Source organism: Aliiroseovarius sp. F47248L, from assembly GCF_023016085.1.
In the GTDB taxonomy this organism is placed as follows: Bacteria; Pseudomonadota; Alphaproteobacteria; order Rhodobacterales; family Rhodobacteraceae; genus Aliiroseovarius.
Genome location: NZ_JALKBF010000001.1, coordinates 2,363,114 through 2,383,302 on the forward strand (window position 1 = coordinate 2,363,114; position 20,189 = coordinate 2,383,302).

Below are 20,189 nucleotides of genomic sequence, written 5' to 3' on the forward strand. Positions count from 1 at the left end.
GTGCGGACTTCGACAGTTTCAGAACCGCTTGCGCGCTGCCAGTGCCGCCGAAATCGTGCCTTCGTCCAGATAATCCAGTTCGCCTCCAATAGGCACGCCTTGTGCCAGCGACGACACTTCGCATCGGCCTTCCAGTTCTTCAGCGATGTAATGTGCCGTGGTCTGACCATCTACGGTGGCGTTCAACGCTAGGATCACTTCGGTGACCCCTTCATCCTGAACCCGCTGAATCAAGCGCGGAATGCCCAGATCATCCGGGCCAATCGCGTCTAAAGCGGACAAAGTGCCACCCAACACGTGATAGCGCCCCTTGAATCGGCCGGCGCGCTCCATCGCCCACAGGTCGGCAACGTCTTCGACCACGCAAATCTCGCCCACTGCGCGCTTTTCCGACAAGCAGATATCGCAACGATCCGCGGTCGAGACATTACCACAAACCACACATTCCCGCGCCGTTTCCGCCACGGCCTGCATCGCATCCGCCAACGGCATCAACACCAGCGCCCGTTTGCGGATCAGATACAGCACCGCACGCCGGGCCGAGCGTGGCCCAAGCCCCGGCAGCTTCGCCATCAGCTCGATCAGGTTCTCGATATCGCGTGGGGCTTCCGACATGCGTATGCCTGCCTCAGAAAGGCAGGTTCATGTCCTTGGGAAGACCAAGTTCTTCGGTCAAACGTGACATCTCGCTTTCGCTTCGTGCCTGCGCCTTGGCTTGCGCATCCTTGATCGCGGCCAAGATCAGGTCTTCGACCACTTCCTTTTCGTCCGGGTTAAAGATCGACGGATCTATATCCAACCCAGTCAGCACTCCCTTGGCGGTGGCCGTGGCGCGCACCAGACCCGCGCCGCTTTCACCTACTACGGTCATGGAAGACAGGTTTTCCTGCAGATCGGACATCTTGGTCTGCATCTCTTGTGCGGCTTTCATCATCTTGGCCATGTCGCCAAGACCACCCAGTCCCTTCAGCATGTCATGCTCCTCGAAAAATTCTCATTGGTTCCGTCTTAGATACGGTCAGGCGGCAGGGCTTACAAGAAGCCCGTACGACGAAAACCCTACTCTTCCTCAAACGGGTCCCACTCGTCTTCCACTTCGGGCAAGGCGTCGGACGCGGCTTCATCGGCGATATCTTCTGCTGTGCGAATCTCGGTGATCCGCGCTTTTGGGAAGTTGGCGATCACCGCCTGGACCAATGGATGCGCAACCGCTTCCTGTTCTAGTGCAAGCTTTTCTCCATCCAGCGTCTCGGTGATGGTTGCGGCATCACATCCGTTGACCAGCGTCACACCCCAACGCACCCCGGTCCAAGCCTGCAAACGCTGCGCCAAACGAGCGGCAAGATCAGATGGGGCATTGTCACTTGGCGTAAACTCGATCCGTCCGGGCGCGTATGAGGCCAGCCGAACACCGCCCTCTACTTCGACCAGCAGTTTTACATCGCGGTTGGCCCGGATCAGTTCGATCACATCCTCAAACCGGGCATAGCGTGCCAGCGCATTTTCCGGCGCTTGAGACACCGCCAGGGCGGTCGCGCCAGACCCGGCGGAGTGAGTCCCACCCGACATCCGAGGCGTGTTCGATGCCTGCCCCACTGGCCCACTATCACCGGACGGTGAAGGTCCGCCACCTGACGGCCCTGCAAGCGGAACGGGCTGATCTTTCAACTTGCGCACCAGTTCCTCGGGCGAGGGCAAGTCGGCCACATGAGTTAAGCGAATGATCGCCATCTCAGCCGCCATCATCGCGTTGGGCGCGACCGACACCTCTTCAATTGCCTTCAACAGCATTTGCCACATGCGCGAAAGAACCCGCATCGGCAGTGCTTCCGCCATCGCCTGACCACGACGACGCTCGTCAGAAGACACAGTTGGATCTTCAACCGCTTCGGGCGTGATCCTGATCACGCTCACCCAATGCGACACCTCAGCCAGATCGCGCAAAACAGCCATCGGATCGGCCCCATCGGCATATTGCCCCCCAAGTTCAACCAACGCGCCTGCGGCGTCGCCCTTCATGATCATATCCATCAGATCCAGAACCCGACCACGGTCGGCCAGACCCAACATGGCCCGCACTTGTTCAGCTGTGGTTTCCCCCGCACCATGACTTATGGCCTGATCCAGAAGCGACTGCGCATCCCGCGCCGACCCTTCTGCCGCGCGCGTAATCAAGGCTAGTGCGTCATCTGCAATCTCGGCCCCTTCGGCATCGGCAATCCGGCGCAACATGGCCAGCATGTCCTCAGGCTCAATCCGACGCAGATCGAACCGCTGGCACCGACTTAGAACCGTGACCGGCACCTTGCGAATTTCTGTCGTCGCAAAAATGAACTTCACATGCTCCGGCGGTTCCTCCAACGTCTTCAGAAGCGCGTTGAACGCGTTCTTCGACAGCATGTGAACTTCGTCGATGATATAAATCTTGTATCGCGCCGAAGCTGCCCGATAATGCACACTGTCAATGATCTCGCGAATATCATCCACACCGGTGCGCGAGGCTGCGTCCATCTCCATCACATCCACGTGGCGGCCTTCGGCGATCGCCACGCAATGCTCGCACTGACCACATGGCTCGACGGTCGGTCCGCCCTGCCCGTCGGGACCAACGCAGTTCATGCCCTTGGCGATGATCCGTGCGGTGGTGGTCTTGCCGACGCCCCTAATGCCCGTCATCACAAAGGCCTGCGCAATCCGATCCGCTTCGAACGCGTTTTTCAGCGTGCGTACCATCGCCTTTTGCCCGATCAGATCGGCAAATGTTTCAGGGCGGTATTTCCGGGCGAGAACCTGATAGGGCTTTGCCTTTGGCGTATCTGTGGAAGCTGCGTCTGACATGTGACCCTTCGGTGCCGGATTCGTATCCGGGACAGATTAGGCCGGGCATCACACGGCGTCCACCGAACTCTGGGTTGGAGCCGTCCTGCCCGCATGATAAACGCATAATATGCCAAACAGCTTCACCATTTCAGACCTTGCGCTGGGAAGCGGACATCTGGGCATCTGCCCGCTTCCGGGGCGCTGGGGCAGATATTCTGATGACATTGCTACGATACGGAAATGGCGTCCATCGCTTGTTCTGTCCATGACCACTGTCGACGAAATGGCCGCATATGGGGCATCCAGCCTTAAGGCTGATCTGACCGCAAGCAGCATCGCGTGGCATCACTTGCCCGTTCGCGACTTCGGCGCACCAGAAGCAGAGACAATCGTTCGTTGGACCGAGATATCATCCCTCGCACAGCAGGCTTTATCCCAAGGCGGCAAGGTGCTGGCCCATTGCAAGGGCGGTTGTGGACGCTCCGGCATGATTCTCTTGCGCCTGATGGTCGAAATGGGCGAAGCGCCTGACGATGCTCTTTCCCGCCTGCGCACGACACGCCCCTGCGCTGTCGAAACGGATGCACAGTTGCACTGGGCCAGCCTGCCGGCACGCTAACCCCTCCTTCCGTCTGCTGTTTCTTCTGGTCGAAAATATCCTGGGGTGAATGCGCGCATCGCAGAGGGGCTAGCCCCTCTTTTTTTACCGCCCCTTCCGCTTTCCCGCGCCTTTCGTGACCCCCTTCACCATCTTCGAGAACTTTCGCTCCCGTGCCCAGCTTTCTGCCAAGGTCTCGGTGTTCTTGGCCTCGCCTGCCCGAAGCTTACGCCACCGTTGCAACCGTTCCAGATCCAACTCTCCGGCCTCAATAGCCGCGCGGACGGCACAGCCCGGCTCAGTTTCGTGGGCGCAGTCCGAGAACCGACATTGCGTCTCCAACTCGGCCAGATCGTCAAAAACGCTGTCGATCCCCTCTCGCGTGTCCAGCAGGCGCAAGGCCCGCATCCCCGGCATGTCGATGATCCAGCCACCGTTCTGCATAGGGTGCATACTGCGCGCGGTCGTCACATGTCGCCCTTTGGCATCATCCTCGCGAACGCCACCGGTCGCCGCATCGCCCCCAGTCAACCCATTTGTCAGGGTGGTTTTCCCCACACCCGATGACCCGATAAACGCCGCTGTCTGTGGCGGTTTGCACCACGCGGCCACAGCTTCGGCGGCATCAGGGTCACGCGCATTCACGGTCAGGATTGTCAGCATAGAGTCCAGCGCCTGCGCTTCGGATTCGTACTGGCGGGGATCATCGCACAAATCGGCTTTGGTCAGCACCAGCACGGGGTAACACCCAGCCTCGTGCGCAAGAGCCAGAAACCGTTCGATGCGGGCGATGTTGAAATCGTCGTTGCACGAGGTCACGATGAAAAGCGTGTCCACATTCGCCGCGATCAATTGTGTCTGTGCATCCGTTCCCGCCGCGCGTCGTTGCAGCAGAGACTTCCGCTCTAACACCTGCTGGATACGCATCTCGGGATCCGCAAGCACCCAGTCCCCGACCGCCAGTTCACCTGCGGCCAGTTTGGGTGAGGTCAGCGTTACCTCTCCTACGGCGCCCAGCGCGTTCATTTGGCTGCGATGGATTTCCGTAAGACGATAAGGCGTTAACCCAACTGCATCATCACATTGGGATTGAAAATAGGAACACCATCCAAGGTCCGTCATTTGATATGTCATTGGTTTGCCTGTTTCTGCATGGCATTTCACCCCGCGCGCAGTTGCGGCTTGGGATGTGCGTGCTCAGGCAGAAAGGCGATACACCCGCTTAGCAAATTCCTGCCCGAAGGGGGGTGACGTCAATCATGATATCCCTCCGTTCATTGGTCCGCGCTGGCGCAAACCATAATCAGTATCCCGGTTCGACAAAAAAATGTTTTGCCTGTCGGTGTTTCAATTGTTTTGCAATTGAAAGTAGGTGAGAGGCTGAACACGACCCAAGCGGGGCTCGTTGTGGCTGCTTCCTTCCGGACCTGACCAGATTGGCGAGGCGCCTGCCCGCGCCAACCTCTCGACCCTCATATATGAGGCAGATTAGACCGATGCAAGCCTCAGAGTTCCATCTCGTAATGTGCAAACCCTTGGTGGTCACACATATCTACACAACGGATGGGCAACCAAGGATAGTGCACACGCGATTTGCAGGCCGCGGGCGACGACTTGAACCGGACACTGGCCCCGGCCACTTCGGCGAACCGCCAGATCGGGTCAGTTGAGATATCTACCAAGCCCGTCCGTAGCACAAAGCTTTTCAGTACATCGCGGATGGCGAAAGGGGGCATGACAACAACCCGATCCTTGGGGACAGCCGGATAACCGCCGCCTCCGCAGACGCGAAAATCGCTGGTTGCCAGCAGAAACTCATCCGCGTCCTGAACCCGCCGCCCCTTGTGCTTCAGATCGACGATGCGTCGACCGCTTAACCCAGATGCAGCCCCGTCTGGCGTGAAACGAGCGGGTTGGCTTAGATCTATCTGATACGTTAACCCCAACACAGACTCGAGCAGATAGCCCGGCGTTCCATCGTCTTTCAACGGAACAGCCCGCTCCCCCGGCAACACCCGATTGAACAGGCTCGCGGATCGCTCAAGCCAGCTATACAGATAGGCGCCAGTTGCACGGATCAATGTCAGTTCATTCGGGAACACATACAGGTCGGACAAGCACCGCAGTGTCATCTGTCCTGCACGCACATTGGAATAGTAATTCGGCCCGGCCAATCCCCCAGACTTGAACGGCGCGCTGGAGGCAAGAACGGGTAGATCCCAACCCAGATTATCTGCCTGATACTGTGTGGCGTGGGCGATCATCGCCTCTTGCACAAGACGTGTCGCGTGATCACCCCCAGCCAGCGCAAAGAAGTTGTCGAGATCTTTTGCACAACGGGCAATCGGCGTGCGCATATGACCAAGTGTGCTTTCATGCAGTTTCTGAACCCAGTTCGGAAATTGCTTAGGCGCCTTGGGCACCGCGCATATATCCCGCACGCCCTTGACCTTTCTTAACGCGGCTTGACCTGCTGCGACGGACCACCGGTCGCCATCATGGACCAGATCAAGGTCAATCACCCCAAGATGCGACCCCCAGAAGCCCGGCACGATGGTTGGCACATTGTTCAGATGCTCGCTTAGCCCGTCTGACCCGACGGGAAAGGTACCTTGCTCGGGAAAGACCTGATGGGAATGACCGCCGACAATCGCATCAATTCCCGCCACACGCGACAAAGGAAGTAACGCGTTTTCCATCCCTTCGACATATGTTTCGTCACCCAGTCCGGAATGCGCCAAAGCTACAATGATGACCGCCCCACGCGCTTTAAGATAGGGCACAAAGGCCTGAGCAGTTTGGATAATATCGCGTGTCTGTGGCGCTGCGCCCGAATTGTGCCCAAGTTTCAGTGACCCTGGAGGAAGAAACCCGATTACACCGATGCGGATCGCGCGCTCCATGCCCGTTGAATCGATAATCTTTCGGTTCAGAATGGTGAAGGGCGGAATAAGCGTGGCATCCTGCAAAGGCGTTGCCGCCCGCCGAACGATTGTGTTGGCGGACACAATGGGAAACTCTGCTTGTTCGATGGCGTCAAACAGAACTTCGATCCCGCGATCGAAGTCGTGATTGCCCAACGTCGCTGCGTCATATCCCAAATGATCCATGGCGGCGATCATGGGATGCACCGAGGGAACGTCCGCCCCACCTGCCACACGATACTGTTCGACAACTAGATCACCCATTGCAGTGCCATGCAGGAAGTCCCCGTTGTCGACTAAGATCGTATTCGGTTCTTCGGCGCGCGCATCCGCAATCAGATCAGCTGTATTTGTCAAACCCCAACCATCCACCGGCCTGTCAGCCAGATAGTCATAAGGCAGGATGTGCATATGCAAATCGGTCGTTGCAAGAATGCGCAACCGGGCGCGGATCGTCTCCTCGCAGCCTGAAATCTGCTCAACAAGCGTCGACACCAATGTCCCTCCTGCCCGTCTAGGGATGTTCCCTTTGGGAAACTCTTTCGTTCATTGAAAAACATTCAAGAGTAATTTGAAAGAACTCATTTGCAACTTTAACGTGCTTAATCGCAACTTCAATAATGCGGGTGTTAAATTGTTGACGTCCTGTTAGCGTGCCCTAACGCAACACGACACGTTTGAGGTAAGTATGAAAATTGCCGAACAGGTTACTTTCGGCACCGGACTTCTGGACCGTGCTACGGAATTGCGCACCGACAGCTCTGAACTGCTTCGTCTGACCCAGATCGCACGCATCCTTCCCATCTGGCGCGGAAAACCATTATTCGAACGCGGACTGGAACATCACCTCACACTGGCTTTTTTAGAACTGGACCACCCGCAACTGCGATCGCGGCAAGATCGGTTGGTATTTCTCGGCCGTGACGAAAGTGGCCCGATATTTGCCGTAGATGTCTCGGACTGGGTCGCCGAAGGGGATATCCCTGATCCCAGTGCCTTCGTTGATCAAACATGGCAACACTTCCCCGACACGCCCGACACCCAGGGATTTGCTGAACTTCGCGGTGTCATGGCACAACTGACACCGCTGGAGGCAGAGATCGCCGCAACCGGCCGCAGTATATTGGAATGGCACCGCATCCATGGGTTCTGCGCCAACTGCGGGAATAAAAGTGATCCTGTGCTGGGTGGCTGGCAACGGGATTGCCCGACCTGTGCTCGGCCACATTTTCCGCGCACCGATCCCGTGGTCATCATGCTGATCACGCATTGCAACGCAGTTCTGGTTGGTCGCAATGCCCTGTGGCCAGATGGTATGTTTTCACTGTTGGCCGGGTTTATGGAGCCGGGGGAAACCATCGAAGCTGCGACCCGCCGCGAGGTATTTGAAGAAACCGGCGTGCGTATCGGCATAGTCAACTATCTGGCATCCCAACCCTGGCCTTTTCCATCATCGCTGATGATCGGAACTCATGGGTTGGCAACCACAACAGACATCACGCTCGACCCCACCGAGTTGGAAGAAGCAGTATGGGTCAGCCGAGAAGAAATGCTGGAGGTGTTCGCCGGGCATAACCCTGATATGTTGCCTGCCAGAAAGGGATCAATCGCGCATTTTCTACTGTCAAACTGGCTTGCAGACCGGCTTGAATAAGACCACAACCGGCCCGACAGCATCCGAAACAAAAAGAGACCCCGTATGAAGTTCAAGACCCGCGAAGACATAGAGGCCACACTGGAGCAGGTGTTCGAAGCTGTGTCAGATTTCGATGGGATCGAGCGGGCCGCTATGCGTCGCGGAGCCGAAGTCACGCGCACCGACAACCTTACTTCACCGGGTCAGGGCATGACATGGCATGCGTCATTCCCGTTTCGCAATCGCACCCGCACTGCGGACATGTTGTTGAAAACCTACGAAGCCCCGCATCAGATCGAACTGTTTTCGAAAGTCTCGGGGATCGAGGCAACGGTCGAGGTGGAGCTTATGTCGCTGTCACGCAATCGTACGCGCATGACAATGAGCATCGACATGCGACCCAAGACCATTCCCGCGCGACTGCTTTTGCAATCCATGAAGCTGGCACGCGCGTCTTTAGTGAAACGCTATCGCAAGCGAGTGGCGAACTATGCGCAGTCCATCGAGAGCCGATATCGCACCACAGTTCATCCGATTCGCTGATCGGTTTTGATCAATCGCGGGCCGGATCGCGCGGATAGACCCCCAGAATTTCAAGCGTCGAAGTGAAATAAGCCAGTTCTTCCAGCGCAAGCTGAACCGGACGATCTTCCGGATGGCCCTCAATATCGGCATAAAAACGGGTCGCCGTAAACGATCCGTCCACCATATAGCTTTCCAGCTTGGTCATGTTCACGCCATTGGTCGCAAACCCGCCCATTGCCTTGTAAAGGGCGGCAGGGATGTTGCGCACTTCGAACACAAAGGTCGTCATCATGCCATGATCGCCACGACGCGAAAGATCGGCCTCGCGCCCCATGATCACAAAGCGCGTCGTGTTGTGGCCATGGTCTTCCACGTCCTCGGCCAGCACATCCAGCCCATAAATCTCGGCGGCCAGGGCCGAGGCGAGCACGCCTTCACCTTGCGCCTTTGTCTGGGCGAGCGTCGCTGCCGCACCGGCACTATCCGCCGCAGAAACCCCGCGAATACCATGGCTTTTCAAAAAAGCCGCCGATTGCGGGATCAGCACCATATGGGCACGGACTGTCTTGATGTCATCCACCTTTGCCCCCGGAAGGCCCAATAAGCTGATACGCACACGCACGAAAGCTTCATCCAGAATGTGAAGCCCACTTTCGGGTAGCAGACGGTGAATGTCAGCGACCCGGCCATAGGTCGTATTCTCGATGGGCAACATTGCCTGTTCGGCAGCGCCACCGCGTACAGCCGCGATCACCTCTTCAAAGGATTCGCAGGGCATTGGCTCAAGATCAGGACGGGCTGCAATACAGGCTTCGTGCGAATACGCGCCAGGCTCCCCCTGAAAGGCGATACGGCTGGTCATTTCGCAGTCCCCTTTTTGCCGGTTAGCGTTAAAGTGCAACACGTCGCGCCTCATATCGCTTGAAACATGGCAATGGAAGCGGCTAGAAGGCTTTTGACTTTGGATGAGACGGAACGCGACATGTTCGACACAATGACAATGACGAAAGCCGGGGCCGCTGTAATCGGCGCCCTCCTGTTCTTCCTGCTGGGCTCTTGGGCGGCAGACGGACTGTATTCGACCGGTGCCGGTGGCCACGGTGGCGAAGACGGTCATACTGAAACCGGCTATATGATCGCGACCGACACGGATGGCGGCGAGGCTGAAGTGGAAGAAGAGGCCGTGCCGTTCGCCGACCTGTTGGCTGCAGCCGACCCCGCCAAGGGCGAAAAGGTCTGGGGCAAATGCCGCGCCTGTCACAAGCTGGAAGATGGCGCCAATGGTACCGGGCCGCACCTCTATGGTGTTGTCGGCCGTGAAGTGGCCAGTGTCGGTGGCTTCAATTACTCCGATGCGTTGGCTGGACATGGCGGAAGCTGGGGACCGGACGAGCTAAACGAATGGCTGGCCAATCCCAAAGCTTATGCACCTGGCAACAAGATGACATATGCCGGTTTGAAGAAAGTCGAAGATCGGGCTGACCTGATTGCCTATCTTCAAACCATTGGCGGCTAGACGCTGACAAATTCAAAATTTCTGGGCCGCTCCTTATCTGGGGCGGCCCTTTTTCTTTGCGATTTCACCTGATCTCGGCCAGATCACCAAATCGCGCCTTGCAGTTTATCAGGCAGCCCCATTAGCTTACAAAAAACGATTTTCGTCGATCCGCTGAAGGAGTCCCAGATGAAGCCAATCCAAACACGCGCCATCGCTCCCATATCCAATACCCGTATGCAGGCATTCTGGGGTTTGCTGATTGGGTTAGTGCTGTTGCTTTCGCCACTGCTTGCGCAGGCCGAAACGACTGTTAAATCCCATGCTTACTCATACTTCGGCACCCCGAAATATGGGCCGGACTTTCCCCATCTGGATTATGTGAACCCTGACGCACCAAAGGGCGGTGAAATAATCATATCGTCCGAGAACGGTACGTTTGACAGCTTCAACCCCTTCGCGCGCAAAGGCGTGCCGGGTGCGCTTGCCTCCAGCAACATTGAACGGCTGATGACCGGCACCGCGGACGAGATCGGCACTTCTTACGGGTTGCTGGCCGAAAACCTTGAGTATCCCGAAGACGAAAGCTGGGTAATCTTCACATTGCGGCCTGAGGCTCGATTTGCTGATGGCACCCCAGTAACCGCCGAGGATGTAGTGTTCACCCACGATCTGTTCATGGAGCAAGGGCTGGTGAGCTTCCGTGAAGGTGTCAGCCGGATCATCGCCAGTGTCGAAGCCCTTGATGCACACCGCGTCAAATTCACCTTTCATCCCGACAGCTCAGTCCGTGATCGCATCGGGCAGGCCGGAGCAACTCCGGTATTGTCGAAAGCGTGGTTTGAAAAGACCGGCGCGCGTCTGGATGAAAGCCGTCTTGAACAAGCCATGGCCACAGGCCCCTATGCGCTCGACAGCTATCAGATCAACCAGCGCATCGTTTACAAACGCAACCCGGACTATTGGGGGGCGGACCTGCCGATCAACAAGGGGCGCTGGAACTTTGATACGATCCGGATCGAATACTTCGCCGACAGCAACGCCGCGATGGAGGGCTTTTCTTCCGGCAGCTACACATTCCGCGTCGAAAACAGCTCGAAAGAATGGGCAACGTCTTATGACTTTCCGGCGGTGAAGTCCGGCCATGTCATCAAGGCCGAATTGGATGACGGCAATCAAGCCTCGGGTCAGGGGTTTGTCTTCAACTTACGTCGAGAGAAGTTTCAGGACATTCGCGTGCGCGAAGCACTTGGCCTGATGTTCAACTTCACATGGTCGAACGAGGCGCTTTTTTATGGCCTTTACGAGCGGGTGAACAGCTTCGCAGAAAACTCGTATCTGGAAGCTACGGGCTTACCCTCGCTCGAAGAATTGGCCTTGCTGGAGCCGCTGGGTGACAAGCTGCCAGAAGGAGCATTGGGCGAAGCCATCATGGCACCAACATCTGGCGACAAGCAGTTTGACCGACGCAATGCCCGCGAAGCGTCGCGGTTGCTTGAAGATGCAGGCTGGACGGTTGGCAATGACGGAATGCGCCGTGATGCTGCAGGAAAAACGCTGAAGGTCGAGTTTCTGACCTTCTCTCCTACTTTCGACCGGGTGATCACGCCCTATGTTGAAAACCTGCGCAAGATCGGTGTCGATGCAGTTCTGAACAGGGTGGACACTTCGCAATTTGTCGATCGTCGCTATGCATTCGACTATGACATTATCACCGATCAACTGGCATTCGGTTCTGAACCCGGCAGCAATCTAGCACAGGCTTTCGGCTCGAAAGATGCTGCCGTTTCCGTCTTCAACTCGCCCGGCGTTGCTGACCCGGCAGTGGACAGCTTGATTGAGATCATTCGCAATGCCGACACCGAAGAAGAACTGATCACCGCAACAAAGGCGCTGGATCGGGTCATGCGTGCAATGCGGATTATGGTGCCACAATGGTATAAAAACAAGCACACCGTCGCGTACTACGACCAGTTCGAACATCCCGACCCCATGCCCCCTTATGACCTGGGCTATCTGGACTTTTGGTGGTTTAACGCAGAAAAAGCAGAAAAACTGAAGGCAGACGGCGTGCTGCGTTGACGCGACCCGCACGACCAAGGCACGAATAAGAGAGCGAGACCCAAATGGGCGCATATATTCTGCGCAGGCTTCTTCTGATTATCCCGACCCTGTTTGGGATCATGGTGATCAATTTCACCCTCACCCAGTTTGTCCCGGGTGGCCCCATCGAACAGATCATCGCCCAGATGGAGGGCGAAGGCGACGTGTTTGCCACCATTGCCGGCGGCGGAGCTGATGCAGGCGGCGGCGGTGGTGATGAACGCTATCTCGGCGCTCGGGGGTTGCCGCCCGAATTCATTGCGGAGCTAGAGATAGAATTTGGCTTCGACAAGCCACCCGTGGAACGGTTTTTTTCGATGCTCTGGAACTATATTCGGCTGGATTTCGGCGAAAGCTATTTCCGGTCGATTGGCGTCTTCGAATTGGTTGCAGAAAAGTTGCCGGTGTCAATTACTCTGGGCCTTTGGTCAACCGTAATCGCCTATATCATCTCGATCCCATTGGGTGTGCGCAAAGCCGTGCGCGATGGGTCGCGCTTTGACACATGGACATCCGGTGTGATTATCGTGGCCTATGCGATCCCCGGTTTCCTGTTCGCAATTCTTTTGCTGGTTGTATTCGCCGGAGGGTCTTACTTGCAATGGTTTCCGCTGCGCGGCCTGACCTCGGACAATTGGAGCGAGTTGAGCCTTGGCGGCAAGATCATAGACTACTTCTGGCACATCACATTGCCGGTTTTTGCCTCGACCATTGCCAGCTTCGCAACGCTGACCCTTTTGACAAAAAACAGCTTTCTGGACGAGGTTAAAAAACAATATGTCGTCACAGCCCGCGCCAAGGGCCTGACTGAACATCGTGTGCTTTATGGCCATGTCTTTCGCAACGCCATGCTGATCGTTATTGCGGGCTTCCCGGCTGTGTTCCTTGGCGTTTTCTTTGGCGGTTCGGTTATCATTGAAACGCTTTTCTCGCTGGATGGGTTGGGCCGGTTGGGCTTCGAGGCCGCATTGCAACGCGACTACCCCGTGATTTTCGGAACGCTGTTCGTTTTTGGGTTGATAGGCCTTTTGATCGGCATCTTGTCTGACCTCATGTATGTCTTTGTCGATCCGCGCATCGACTTTGAAGGGCGCGAGGTCTGACCATGGCGCTGTCTCCCCTCAATCAACGTCGCTGGCGCAACTTCCGCCGAAATGGCCGCGCCTTCTGGTCGCTGATCCTGTTTTGCATCCTGTTCGGCTTGTCGCTGATGGCCGAGTTTCTCGCCAACGACAAACCAATCTTGGTCAGTTATCAGGGTGAACTGTATGCCCCGATTTTCAAGTTTTATCCCGAAACAACATTTGGCGGCGATTTTAAAACCGAAGCCAACTATGACGATATCGAAGTGCGATGTCTGATCCGGTCGGGAGGGCTTGAAGCCTGCTGGGACGACCCGGAAAACGTGATCGCACAGTCCGAAACTGGTGTGGTTAACGGGACCGAGATCGACAAGGGATGGCTGCTTTGGCCGCCCATCCCTTACAGCTTCACCACCATCGTGGACACGGGTGGCGCGGTGCCTTCACCACCCACCAGCCAAAATATTTTGGGTACTGACGACACGTCACGTGATGTGGCGGCACGGGTGATCTATGGCTTCCGGCTGTCGGTGTTCTTTACCATCATCGTTACTGTCCTGACGTCGCTGATCGGGATCGCAGCGGGCGCAATCCAAGGTTATTTTGGTGGCTGGGTTGACCTTGTGTTCCAACGCATTTTGGAAATCTGGAGTTCGACCCCATCTCTCTATGTGATCATCATCCTGTTTGCGATTCTAGGGCGAAGTTTCTGGCTTCTGGTCTTTGTGACCGTGCTGTTCGGCTGGCCCGCCCTGGTGGGCGTGGTTCGGGCCGAGTTCCTGCGTGCCCGCAACTTTGAATATGTCCGCGCGGCAAAGGCGCTGGGTGTCGCAAATCGTGTGATCATGTTCCGCCATGTGCTGCCCAACGCAATGGTCGCCACACTGACCATGCTGCCCTTCATCATCACCGGCACGATCTCGACCCTTGCCACGCTGGACTTCCTTGGCTTCGGCCTCCCCTCGTCCGCGCCGTCGCTGGGCGAGTTGACGCGCCAGGCCAAGGCCAACCTGCAAGCGCCGTGGTTGGGCTTTACCGCCTTCCTGACCTTCTCGATCCTGCTGTCGCTGCTCGTCTTCATCTTTGAAGGCGTGCGTGACGCGTTTGACCCGCGAAAGACCTTCCAATGAGCGTTCTTCACGTCAAAGACCTGCATGTCGGCTTCCGTCAGGATGGCCAGCTTCACCCCGCAGTGCGCGGCGTGAGTTTCGAGGTTGGCAAAGGCGAAACCGTTGCCATCGTAGGCGAAAGTGGGTCCGGCAAATCCGTCACTGCCCTGTCCACAGTTTCGCTGCTGCCGGACAGTGCGCAGATCAGCGGGTCGATCACCTATGACGGACGCGAGTTGATTGGCGCGTCACCGTCCGAATTGCGTGACGTGCGCGGCAATGACATCAGCTTCATCTTTCAGGAGCCAATGACGTCGCTGAACCCGTTACACACAATTGAGAAGCAGTTGACCGAGTCAATTGAACTGCATCAGGGGCTGAAAGGCGATGCCGTTCGCGCCCGCATTCTTGAGCTTCTAAACAAAGTGGGCATACGCGATGCTGAAACGCGGCTGGCGCATTACCCGCACCAACTGTCGGGCGGACAGAGGCAACGTGTGATGATTGCAATGGCTTTGGCCAACGGACCAGAGCTTCTGATCGCGGACGAGCCGACCACGGCGCTGGACGTAACCATTCAGGCCCAGATCCTCGACTTGCTGGCCGAATTGAAAGACATCGAAGGGATGAGCCTTCTGTTCATCACCCATGACCTTGGCATCGTGCGCAAGATTGCAGATCGGGTCTGTGTGATGAAAGATGGCATCATTGTCGAGGAAGGTCCGACAGCCGACCTGTTCGCCAATCCCTGCCACGAATACACGCGAATACTGATCAATGCGGAAGCCCAAGGTCGCCCCGACCCCGTTTGCGATGACGCACCCGAGATCGCCGCGACCCAAGACCTACGCATCTGGTTCCCGATCCAACGCGGATTGTTGCGTCGCACGGTTGGGCATGTGAAGGCAGTGAACGCCGCCAGCTTCACCGTGCGGGCGGGTGAAACCGTTGGGATCGTCGGCGAAAGCGGGTCCGGAAAGACAACGCTGGCGCTGGCGGTGATGCGGCTGATCAGTTCGGACGGGCCAGTGGTGTTTCTGGGCGAAGATATTCAAGGACGTAAATCGCGCCAGTTGCAGCCGCTACGTCGCGACATGCAGATCGTATTCCAAGACCCTTATGGCTCGCTTTCACCGCGAATGACGGCAGAAGAAATCATTGCCGAAGGGTTGTCAGTTCACGGGCTGGAACCCGGCCGCGATCGTCGGGAAATGGTCGCGGAGATCATGGAGGAGGTCGGGCTCGACCCCGCCACGATGGATCGTTACCCGCACGAGTTTTCCGGTGGTCAACGTCAGCGTATCGCGATTGCGCGGGCGATGATCCTACGGCCCAAGCTGGTGGTTCTCGATGAACCTACGTCTGCGCTGGATATGACAGTTCAGGTCCAGATTGTCGATCTGCTACGCGAGCTGCAAAAAAAGCATGGGCTGGCTTATCTGTTCATCTCACATGATTTGAGGGTGGTACGCGCGCTTGCGCACAAGGTTCTGGTTATGCGCGCGGGTGATGTGGTGGAAAGCGGCCCCGCAGATCAAATCTTCGACGCCCCGCAAACAGATTACACCCGCGCCCTGATGGCCGCAGCCTTCGATATCGAAGCCGTGCAAGGTGTGTCGGACTAGCGCAAACGTCGCAGCTCAGGACGGCCCCAGCACCTTGCAACGCGTATTGCGAGCGTTCAATCGACGACAAGCCAGATCAGCCTGGGCCTCGGACATGCCCACGAAATTAGCGTGCCAACCATTGGACCGGCGCACCACTTTGCGCAGGGCTTCGTCCAACGTGTCGATCTCTTTCAACGCGGTTTTCAACAACGTGCGTTCGGCCTGATAGCGTGATCCAAGAACACCCACATTGATCGCCCAATGGCGACCGCCAGAGGTCGACATCCGGGTAACAACTTCTGGTTCGGCAGTCGTGTTGGTCTGTGGTTGCAGCGAAGTCAGGACAATCGCTGCAGGGCGTGCAGGCGGTGCCGCAACCGTTACAGGTGCGACAACAGAGGCCGGTTGCACGGCTTCAGGCGCGGCTGTCGCCGTGATCACAGGTTGCGTGGTTTCAGGCTTGGCGAGCGGAGCAGTTGCCACTGGCGCGGACGCTACAACGATCTCGGCAACCGGTTCGGCTGTTTTGGCTGGTTGTTCAGATGCAACCTCTGCCACCACCGACGATTCTTCCACCGGCTCTGCGATCGCGGTCACAACGGCATCTTTGATGCTTTCGGTCAGGGCTGCAAGTTGGGCTTGTGCTGCCGGGTCCTGAGTGATCGGGCGCGGCGTGGGACGCGGGCTAAGCTTAACCGCCCCGACCAAACGAATGGTTTTGCCAGCTGCGCCCGGTTCGGCGGGCTCTGGATCCACATTGGCATAAACGGGAAGGGACGGCTTGCGTGTCGGCGCACGGCTTGGCGCGCGGCGGAAACCAAGATCCATCAGTTCGGCAACTTTCGCGTTACGTGACGCGGTGGACCGCCCCCCAAACACCGTTGTGATTATGCGCTCGGACCCACGTTCAGCGGATGCAACAAGGTTGAACCCCGCGGCACGGGTATATCCGGTTTTAATCCCGTCAGCACCTTTGTAGCTGCCAAGAAAACGGCGGTTGGTATTGGAAACAGCCCGCATCCCCGCATCCGTGGTGATGCGTGAAAACAGGTTGTAGTACTGCGGGTGGTCGAAGAACAGGTGACGACCCAGGTTGGTCATATCCCGTGCGGTTGACAGGTGCCCGTTCTCGGTCAAACCATGCGCGTTTTTGAAATGCGTCCGCGTCATGCCCAGCGCTTTTGCTGTCCGGTTCATCCGGCGGGCAAATGCCGCTTCGGATCCCGAAATCGCGATACCAATAGCAGTGGCTGCATCATTGGCCGATTTCACCGCAGCCGCGCGGATCAAATACCGGAACTTGATTTTCTGTCCTGTGCGCAGGCCCAGCTTTGAAGGCGGCTCTGCCGACGCCTTACTGGTTATTGTCACCACCGTATCTGGAGAAATTTCACCGCGTTTGATTGCTTCGAATGCAATGTAAAGCGTCATCATCTTGGTCAGGGATGCGGGATGAAGCCGCGTGTCTGCGTTGCGCGAATGAAGTACCTCGCCAGTGCGCGCATCTATCACCATCGCCGCATAGGGCGCGGCTTGCGCACGGCTTGGCACAATTTGCACGGCACAGATTATCACTGCAAGAAACAGCCCAAAACGGGCCCACTGCCACGGACGTAAATGCACGTCGTCCACCTTTTCTGCCTCAATCGCCTAGATCTTTTTGTCCGGCTGATTTGTTTTTTTCAGCGTAACACGAAGAATGCGCTCGAGAAAACACCTTATTTTCAATACGCTAATTCGTGGCTGATGGGACACGAACCGCAGATATTGTAGCAAAAACCAAAATCATGCCTATATCTGGGATCAAGCGACCCATTTCGAACCAGATCGCTTTCAAATATTTTCTTACAACGCAACGTTGTGTCATCACTCACATTCAGCGTCGAAACCAATTGTTGTGACTTTGCCGTCCATTTTGTATGTGGCTTTATCAAGACACAGCGCCTTGCCCCTTTTCTTTGGCGGCGGTGACAATATATTCTGAGTGCCAAGCGGCCCAATCATAGCAATCGGAGCAAAGCCCAAATGGCCAAACTGCCCTTCATCATGTCTCAAGGCGATGACGCCGATGACGGCGATGCAGGCCTTGCGGTGGTCACGAAGCCGAAGACCAAGCGGCCTCCCATGTATAAGGTTTTGATTCTGAATGACGACTTCACACCGATGGAGTTTGTCGTCATGATCCTTGAACGGTTCTTCGGGATGAACCACGCACAGGCGTTTGAGCTGATGTTGACCGTGCACAAGAAAGGGCTGGCAGTGGTCGGTGTCTTTTCGCACGAGGTTGCCGAAACCAAAGTGACACAAGTGATGCATTTGGCCCGCGAGCATCAGCACCCGCTGCAATGCACCATGGAAAAGGAGTAGCCGCAACAGCGGTGACCGCCATGTTTCACACTAGATTGTCCTTAGCCTTGCGCGATGGCGCAGTGTCGCTACCGCAGGATGGCCGGCTTTTGGTCATCGGTCCCAGTGCACAACATGATCTGTCGGCTCTGCCCACGGACCGCGTAACCATCTATAGCCGTATCTTCCACGAACATGCCCACTGGACCTCTCGGGGGTATGACACAGTTTCGACATTGCCTGACATAGGGTTTGCCGCCGCACTCGTCTGTGCCCCGCGATCAAAACCCTTGGCTCAGGCCTGGGTCGCCGCAGCAACGAAAGCAACTGATGGTGGGCAGGTTTTGCTGGACGGACAAAAGACCGACGGTATCGACAGCCTGCTGAAAACAATCAGGAAAAAGGCGGACCTGCTTGGGACGCTGTCCAAGGCACATGGCAAACTGGTCTGGTTTGACAAAGCCGACGTTGCCGATTGGGCCACCACCGACACGCAGCTTGATGGCGGCTTCACCACCCGCCCCGGCGTATTTTCGGCCGACGGGATCGACAAGGGGTCAGCAGTGTTGGCCGCGGCAATGCCTGATGACATCGACGGCCGAGTGGCCGATCTGGGCGCGGGCTGGGGTTTTCTGTCGCAGCATATTCTTCAGCGGTCGGGCGTCACGTCGCTGGACCTGATCGAGGCCGATTTGGTCGCGCTGGACTGCGCCAAGCTGAACATTGACGATGCCCGCGCCAATTTCGTCTGGGGCGATGCAACGCAGTTTCGGCCGCCCCAACTATATGATGTTGTCATCTCGAACCCGCCGTTTCACACCGGGCGCGCCGGCAACCCCGAACTTGGGCGGGCCTTCATTCGTGCCGCCGCCGCGATGCTTGCCCCTTCAGGGCGTTTCGTCATGGTTGCCAATCGCCACCTGCCCTACGAAGACACTTTGGCGGAACAATTCAACGTTGTCGAAGATCTGGACGGCACGCCGGGCTTCAAGCTTCTCAGCGGCGTAAAGCCCCGTCGCACACGGCGCTAAGATCAGCTACGCTCATCGGGAATCAGGAGGCACACATGTCCTTTTCCATCGCTGGCAAGACTGCCATCATCACAGGTGCCGCCAATGGCATCGGCTTGTCGATCGCTCGCCATTTTGCCGACAATGGTGCGAATGTCATCTGCGCTGATATCGACGAGGCGCGCTTGCTGGATGAGTGGGGACCGAATCCCGACAACGATACAGACGAACCGTCAAACACTCGCACCTTTGCGGGCGATCTGCGCGAAAAGCTGACCATCGCCAACCTTCTATCCGCCACCATCGACGCGTTCGAGCGGGTCGACATTTTGGTGAACGCCTCGCGGCAGGTCATGCTGACCGATCCACTGGACGCTGATAATAAAGCCGTGCAGATCTTGTTGGATCAGAACCTCATGACCAGCTTGCGGCTGAGCCAATTGGTCGCCAAGCGGATGATACAACAAGGCGAAGAACTGGGGGACGACGACCAGAACTCTCCCCTAGGTGCCATTGTTAACTTATCCTCCATCGCTGCCAGCCGCACCCAGCCTGGTCTGATGGCCTATTCGATCGCCAGCGCCGCGCTGGATCAGATGACCCGTTCACTTGCGGTCGCGCTGGCCGCAAACCGCATTCGCGTGAACGCTGTCGCCTTCGGGTCAGTGATGAGCGCCAGTTTGCGCGACACGATTCGCGAAGCCGGTGAGACCCGCGAAGATATTCTTGAAGGTACACCGCTGGGTCGTATCGCATCGGCCAACGAAGTGGCGGAAGCGGTGCAGTTCCTGTCATCGGAAGGGGCCGGTTTCATGACCGGACATATCCTGACCGTAGATGGCGGGCGCAGTCTTCTGGATGCTGTCGGTAATCCAGCACACTGACCACTTTCCTGACAACTTAACCTTATCGTTTACGACATCAGAACTGTGCA

18 protein-coding genes and 1 other RNA gene are annotated in these 20,189 nt (G+C 56.9%); 11 read left to right on the forward strand and 8 right to left on the reverse strand.

Annotated features, from left to right (window positions below; translation table 11 throughout):
- Positions 1-18 precede the first annotated feature (18 nt).
- From recR to MWU51_RS11755, 3 genes are all read right to left on the reverse strand, one after another.
- The gene (gene recR / locus MWU51_RS11745) at positions 19-615 is read right to left on the reverse strand and encodes a recombination mediator RecR (RefSeq protein WP_247037396.1); all 597 of its coding nucleotides are present in this window, start codon (positions 613-615) and stop codon (positions 19-21) included.
- 13 nt (positions 616-628) lie between these two features.
- Positions 629-973, reverse strand: coding sequence for a YbaB/EbfC family nucleoid-associated protein (locus MWU51_RS11750; protein WP_247037397.1), 345 nt, complete (start codon positions 971-973; stop codon positions 629-631).
- 86 nt (positions 974-1,059) lie between these two features.
- Positions 1,060-2,838: a DNA polymerase III subunit gamma/tau gene (locus MWU51_RS11755; protein ID WP_247037398.1), complete on the reverse strand. Its 1,779-nt coding sequence runs from the start codon at positions 2,836-2,838 to the stop codon at positions 1,060-1,062.
- 109 nt (positions 2,839-2,947) lie between these two features.
- Between MWU51_RS11755 and MWU51_RS11760 the strand changes: the two genes are divergently transcribed.
- A complete protein-coding gene (locus tag MWU51_RS11760; RefSeq protein ID WP_247037399.1) occupies positions 2,948-3,439 on the forward strand; it encodes a dual specificity protein phosphatase family protein in 492 nt (163 codons plus the stop codon).
- A gap of 84 nt (positions 3,440-3,523) precedes the next feature.
- Here the strand turns inward: MWU51_RS11760 and rsgA are convergent, their stop codons facing one another.
- From rsgA to MWU51_RS11775, 3 genes are all read right to left on the reverse strand, one after another.
- The gene (gene rsgA / locus MWU51_RS11765) at positions 3,524-4,540 is read right to left on the reverse strand and encodes a ribosome small subunit-dependent GTPase A (protein ID WP_247037401.1); all 1,017 of its coding nucleotides are present in this window, start codon (positions 4,538-4,540) and stop codon (positions 3,524-3,526) included.
- Between the two features lie 248 nt (positions 4,541-4,788).
- An RNA gene (ffs, locus tag MWU51_RS11770) (signal recognition particle sRNA small type) lies at positions 4,789-4,886 on the reverse strand.
- 37 nt (positions 4,887-4,923) lie between these two features.
- A complete protein-coding gene (locus tag MWU51_RS11775; protein WP_247037402.1) occupies positions 4,924-6,837 on the reverse strand; it encodes a bifunctional 2',3'-cyclic-nucleotide 2'-phosphodiesterase/3'-nucleotidase in 1,914 nt (637 codons plus the stop codon).
- 193 nt (positions 6,838-7,030) lie between these two features.
- Between MWU51_RS11775 and nudC the strand changes: the two genes are divergently transcribed.
- Together nudC and MWU51_RS11785 are read left to right on the forward strand one after the other, a co-directional pair.
- Positions 7,031-7,996, forward strand: a complete 966-nt coding sequence (gene nudC, locus MWU51_RS11780; protein WP_247037403.1) for an NAD(+) diphosphatase — start codon at positions 7,031-7,033, stop codon at positions 7,994-7,996.
- 45 nt (positions 7,997-8,041) lie between these two features.
- The gene (locus MWU51_RS11785; RefSeq protein ID WP_247037404.1) at positions 8,042-8,521 is read left to right on the forward strand and encodes an SRPBCC family protein; all 480 of its coding nucleotides are present in this window, start codon (positions 8,042-8,044) and stop codon (positions 8,519-8,521) included.
- Positions 8,522-8,531: 10 nt separating this feature from the next.
- Here MWU51_RS11785 and MWU51_RS11790 read toward each other — a convergent pair whose 3' ends face one another.
- Positions 8,532-9,365 (reverse strand): prephenate dehydratase, encoded by an 834-nt coding sequence (locus tag MWU51_RS11790; RefSeq protein WP_247037405.1) that lies wholly within the window; start codon positions 9,363-9,365, stop codon positions 8,532-8,534.
- A gap of 120 nt (positions 9,366-9,485) precedes the next feature.
- Between MWU51_RS11790 and MWU51_RS11795 the strand changes: the two genes are divergently transcribed.
- From MWU51_RS11795 to MWU51_RS11815, 5 genes are all read left to right on the forward strand, one after another.
- Positions 9,486-10,019 (forward strand): cytochrome c family protein, encoded by a 534-nt coding sequence (locus MWU51_RS11795; RefSeq protein WP_247037406.1) that lies wholly within the window; start codon positions 9,486-9,488, stop codon positions 10,017-10,019.
- Between the two features lie 168 nt (positions 10,020-10,187).
- Positions 10,188-12,080: an extracellular solute-binding protein gene (locus MWU51_RS11800; RefSeq protein WP_247037407.1), complete on the forward strand. Its 1,893-nt coding sequence runs from the start codon at positions 10,188-10,190 to the stop codon at positions 12,078-12,080.
- A 44-nt stretch (positions 12,081-12,124) separates the two neighbouring features.
- Positions 12,125-13,204, forward strand: coding sequence for a microcin C ABC transporter permease YejB (gene yejB / locus MWU51_RS11805; RefSeq protein WP_247037409.1), 1,080 nt, complete (start codon positions 12,125-12,127; stop codon positions 13,202-13,204).
- A 2-nt stretch (positions 13,205-13,206) separates the two neighbouring features.
- A complete protein-coding gene (locus tag MWU51_RS11810) occupies positions 13,207-14,313 on the forward strand; it encodes an ABC transporter permease (RefSeq protein ID WP_247037411.1) in 1,107 nt (368 codons plus the stop codon).
- Complete coding sequence (locus MWU51_RS11815) at positions 14,310-15,917, forward strand: ABC transporter ATP-binding protein (RefSeq protein ID WP_247037412.1); 1,608 nt, start codon at positions 14,310-14,312, stop codon at positions 15,915-15,917. Before MWU51_RS11810 ends, MWU51_RS11815 begins: the two co-directional genes overlap by 4 nt.
- A 15-nt stretch (positions 15,918-15,932) precedes the next feature.
- Here the strand turns inward: MWU51_RS11815 and MWU51_RS11820 are convergent, their stop codons facing one another.
- Entirely contained in the window at positions 15,933-17,474 is a 1,542-nt protein-coding gene (locus MWU51_RS11820; protein ID WP_348646751.1) for a serine hydrolase, read from the reverse strand.
- A gap of 450 nt (positions 17,475-17,924) precedes the next feature.
- Between MWU51_RS11820 and clpS the strand changes: the two genes are divergently transcribed.
- From clpS to MWU51_RS11835, 3 genes are read left to right on the forward strand one after another with little or no spacing between them, the layout of a single operon-like run.
- Positions 17,925-18,266 carry an ATP-dependent Clp protease adapter ClpS gene (gene clpS, locus MWU51_RS11825; RefSeq protein WP_247037413.1) on the forward strand — a complete coding sequence of 114 codons (342 nt, stop codon included), beginning with the start codon at positions 17,925-17,927 and terminating at the stop codon, positions 18,264-18,266.
- A 20-nt stretch (positions 18,267-18,286) separates the two neighbouring features.
- A complete protein-coding gene (locus tag MWU51_RS11830) occupies positions 18,287-19,276 on the forward strand; it encodes a class I SAM-dependent methyltransferase (RefSeq protein WP_247037414.1) in 990 nt (329 codons plus the stop codon).
- Between the two features lie 35 nt (positions 19,277-19,311).
- Positions 19,312-20,139 (forward strand): SDR family oxidoreductase, encoded by an 828-nt coding sequence (locus MWU51_RS11835; RefSeq protein WP_247037415.1) that lies wholly within the window; start codon positions 19,312-19,314, stop codon positions 20,137-20,139.
- Positions 20,140-20,189: the final 50 nt, after the last annotated feature.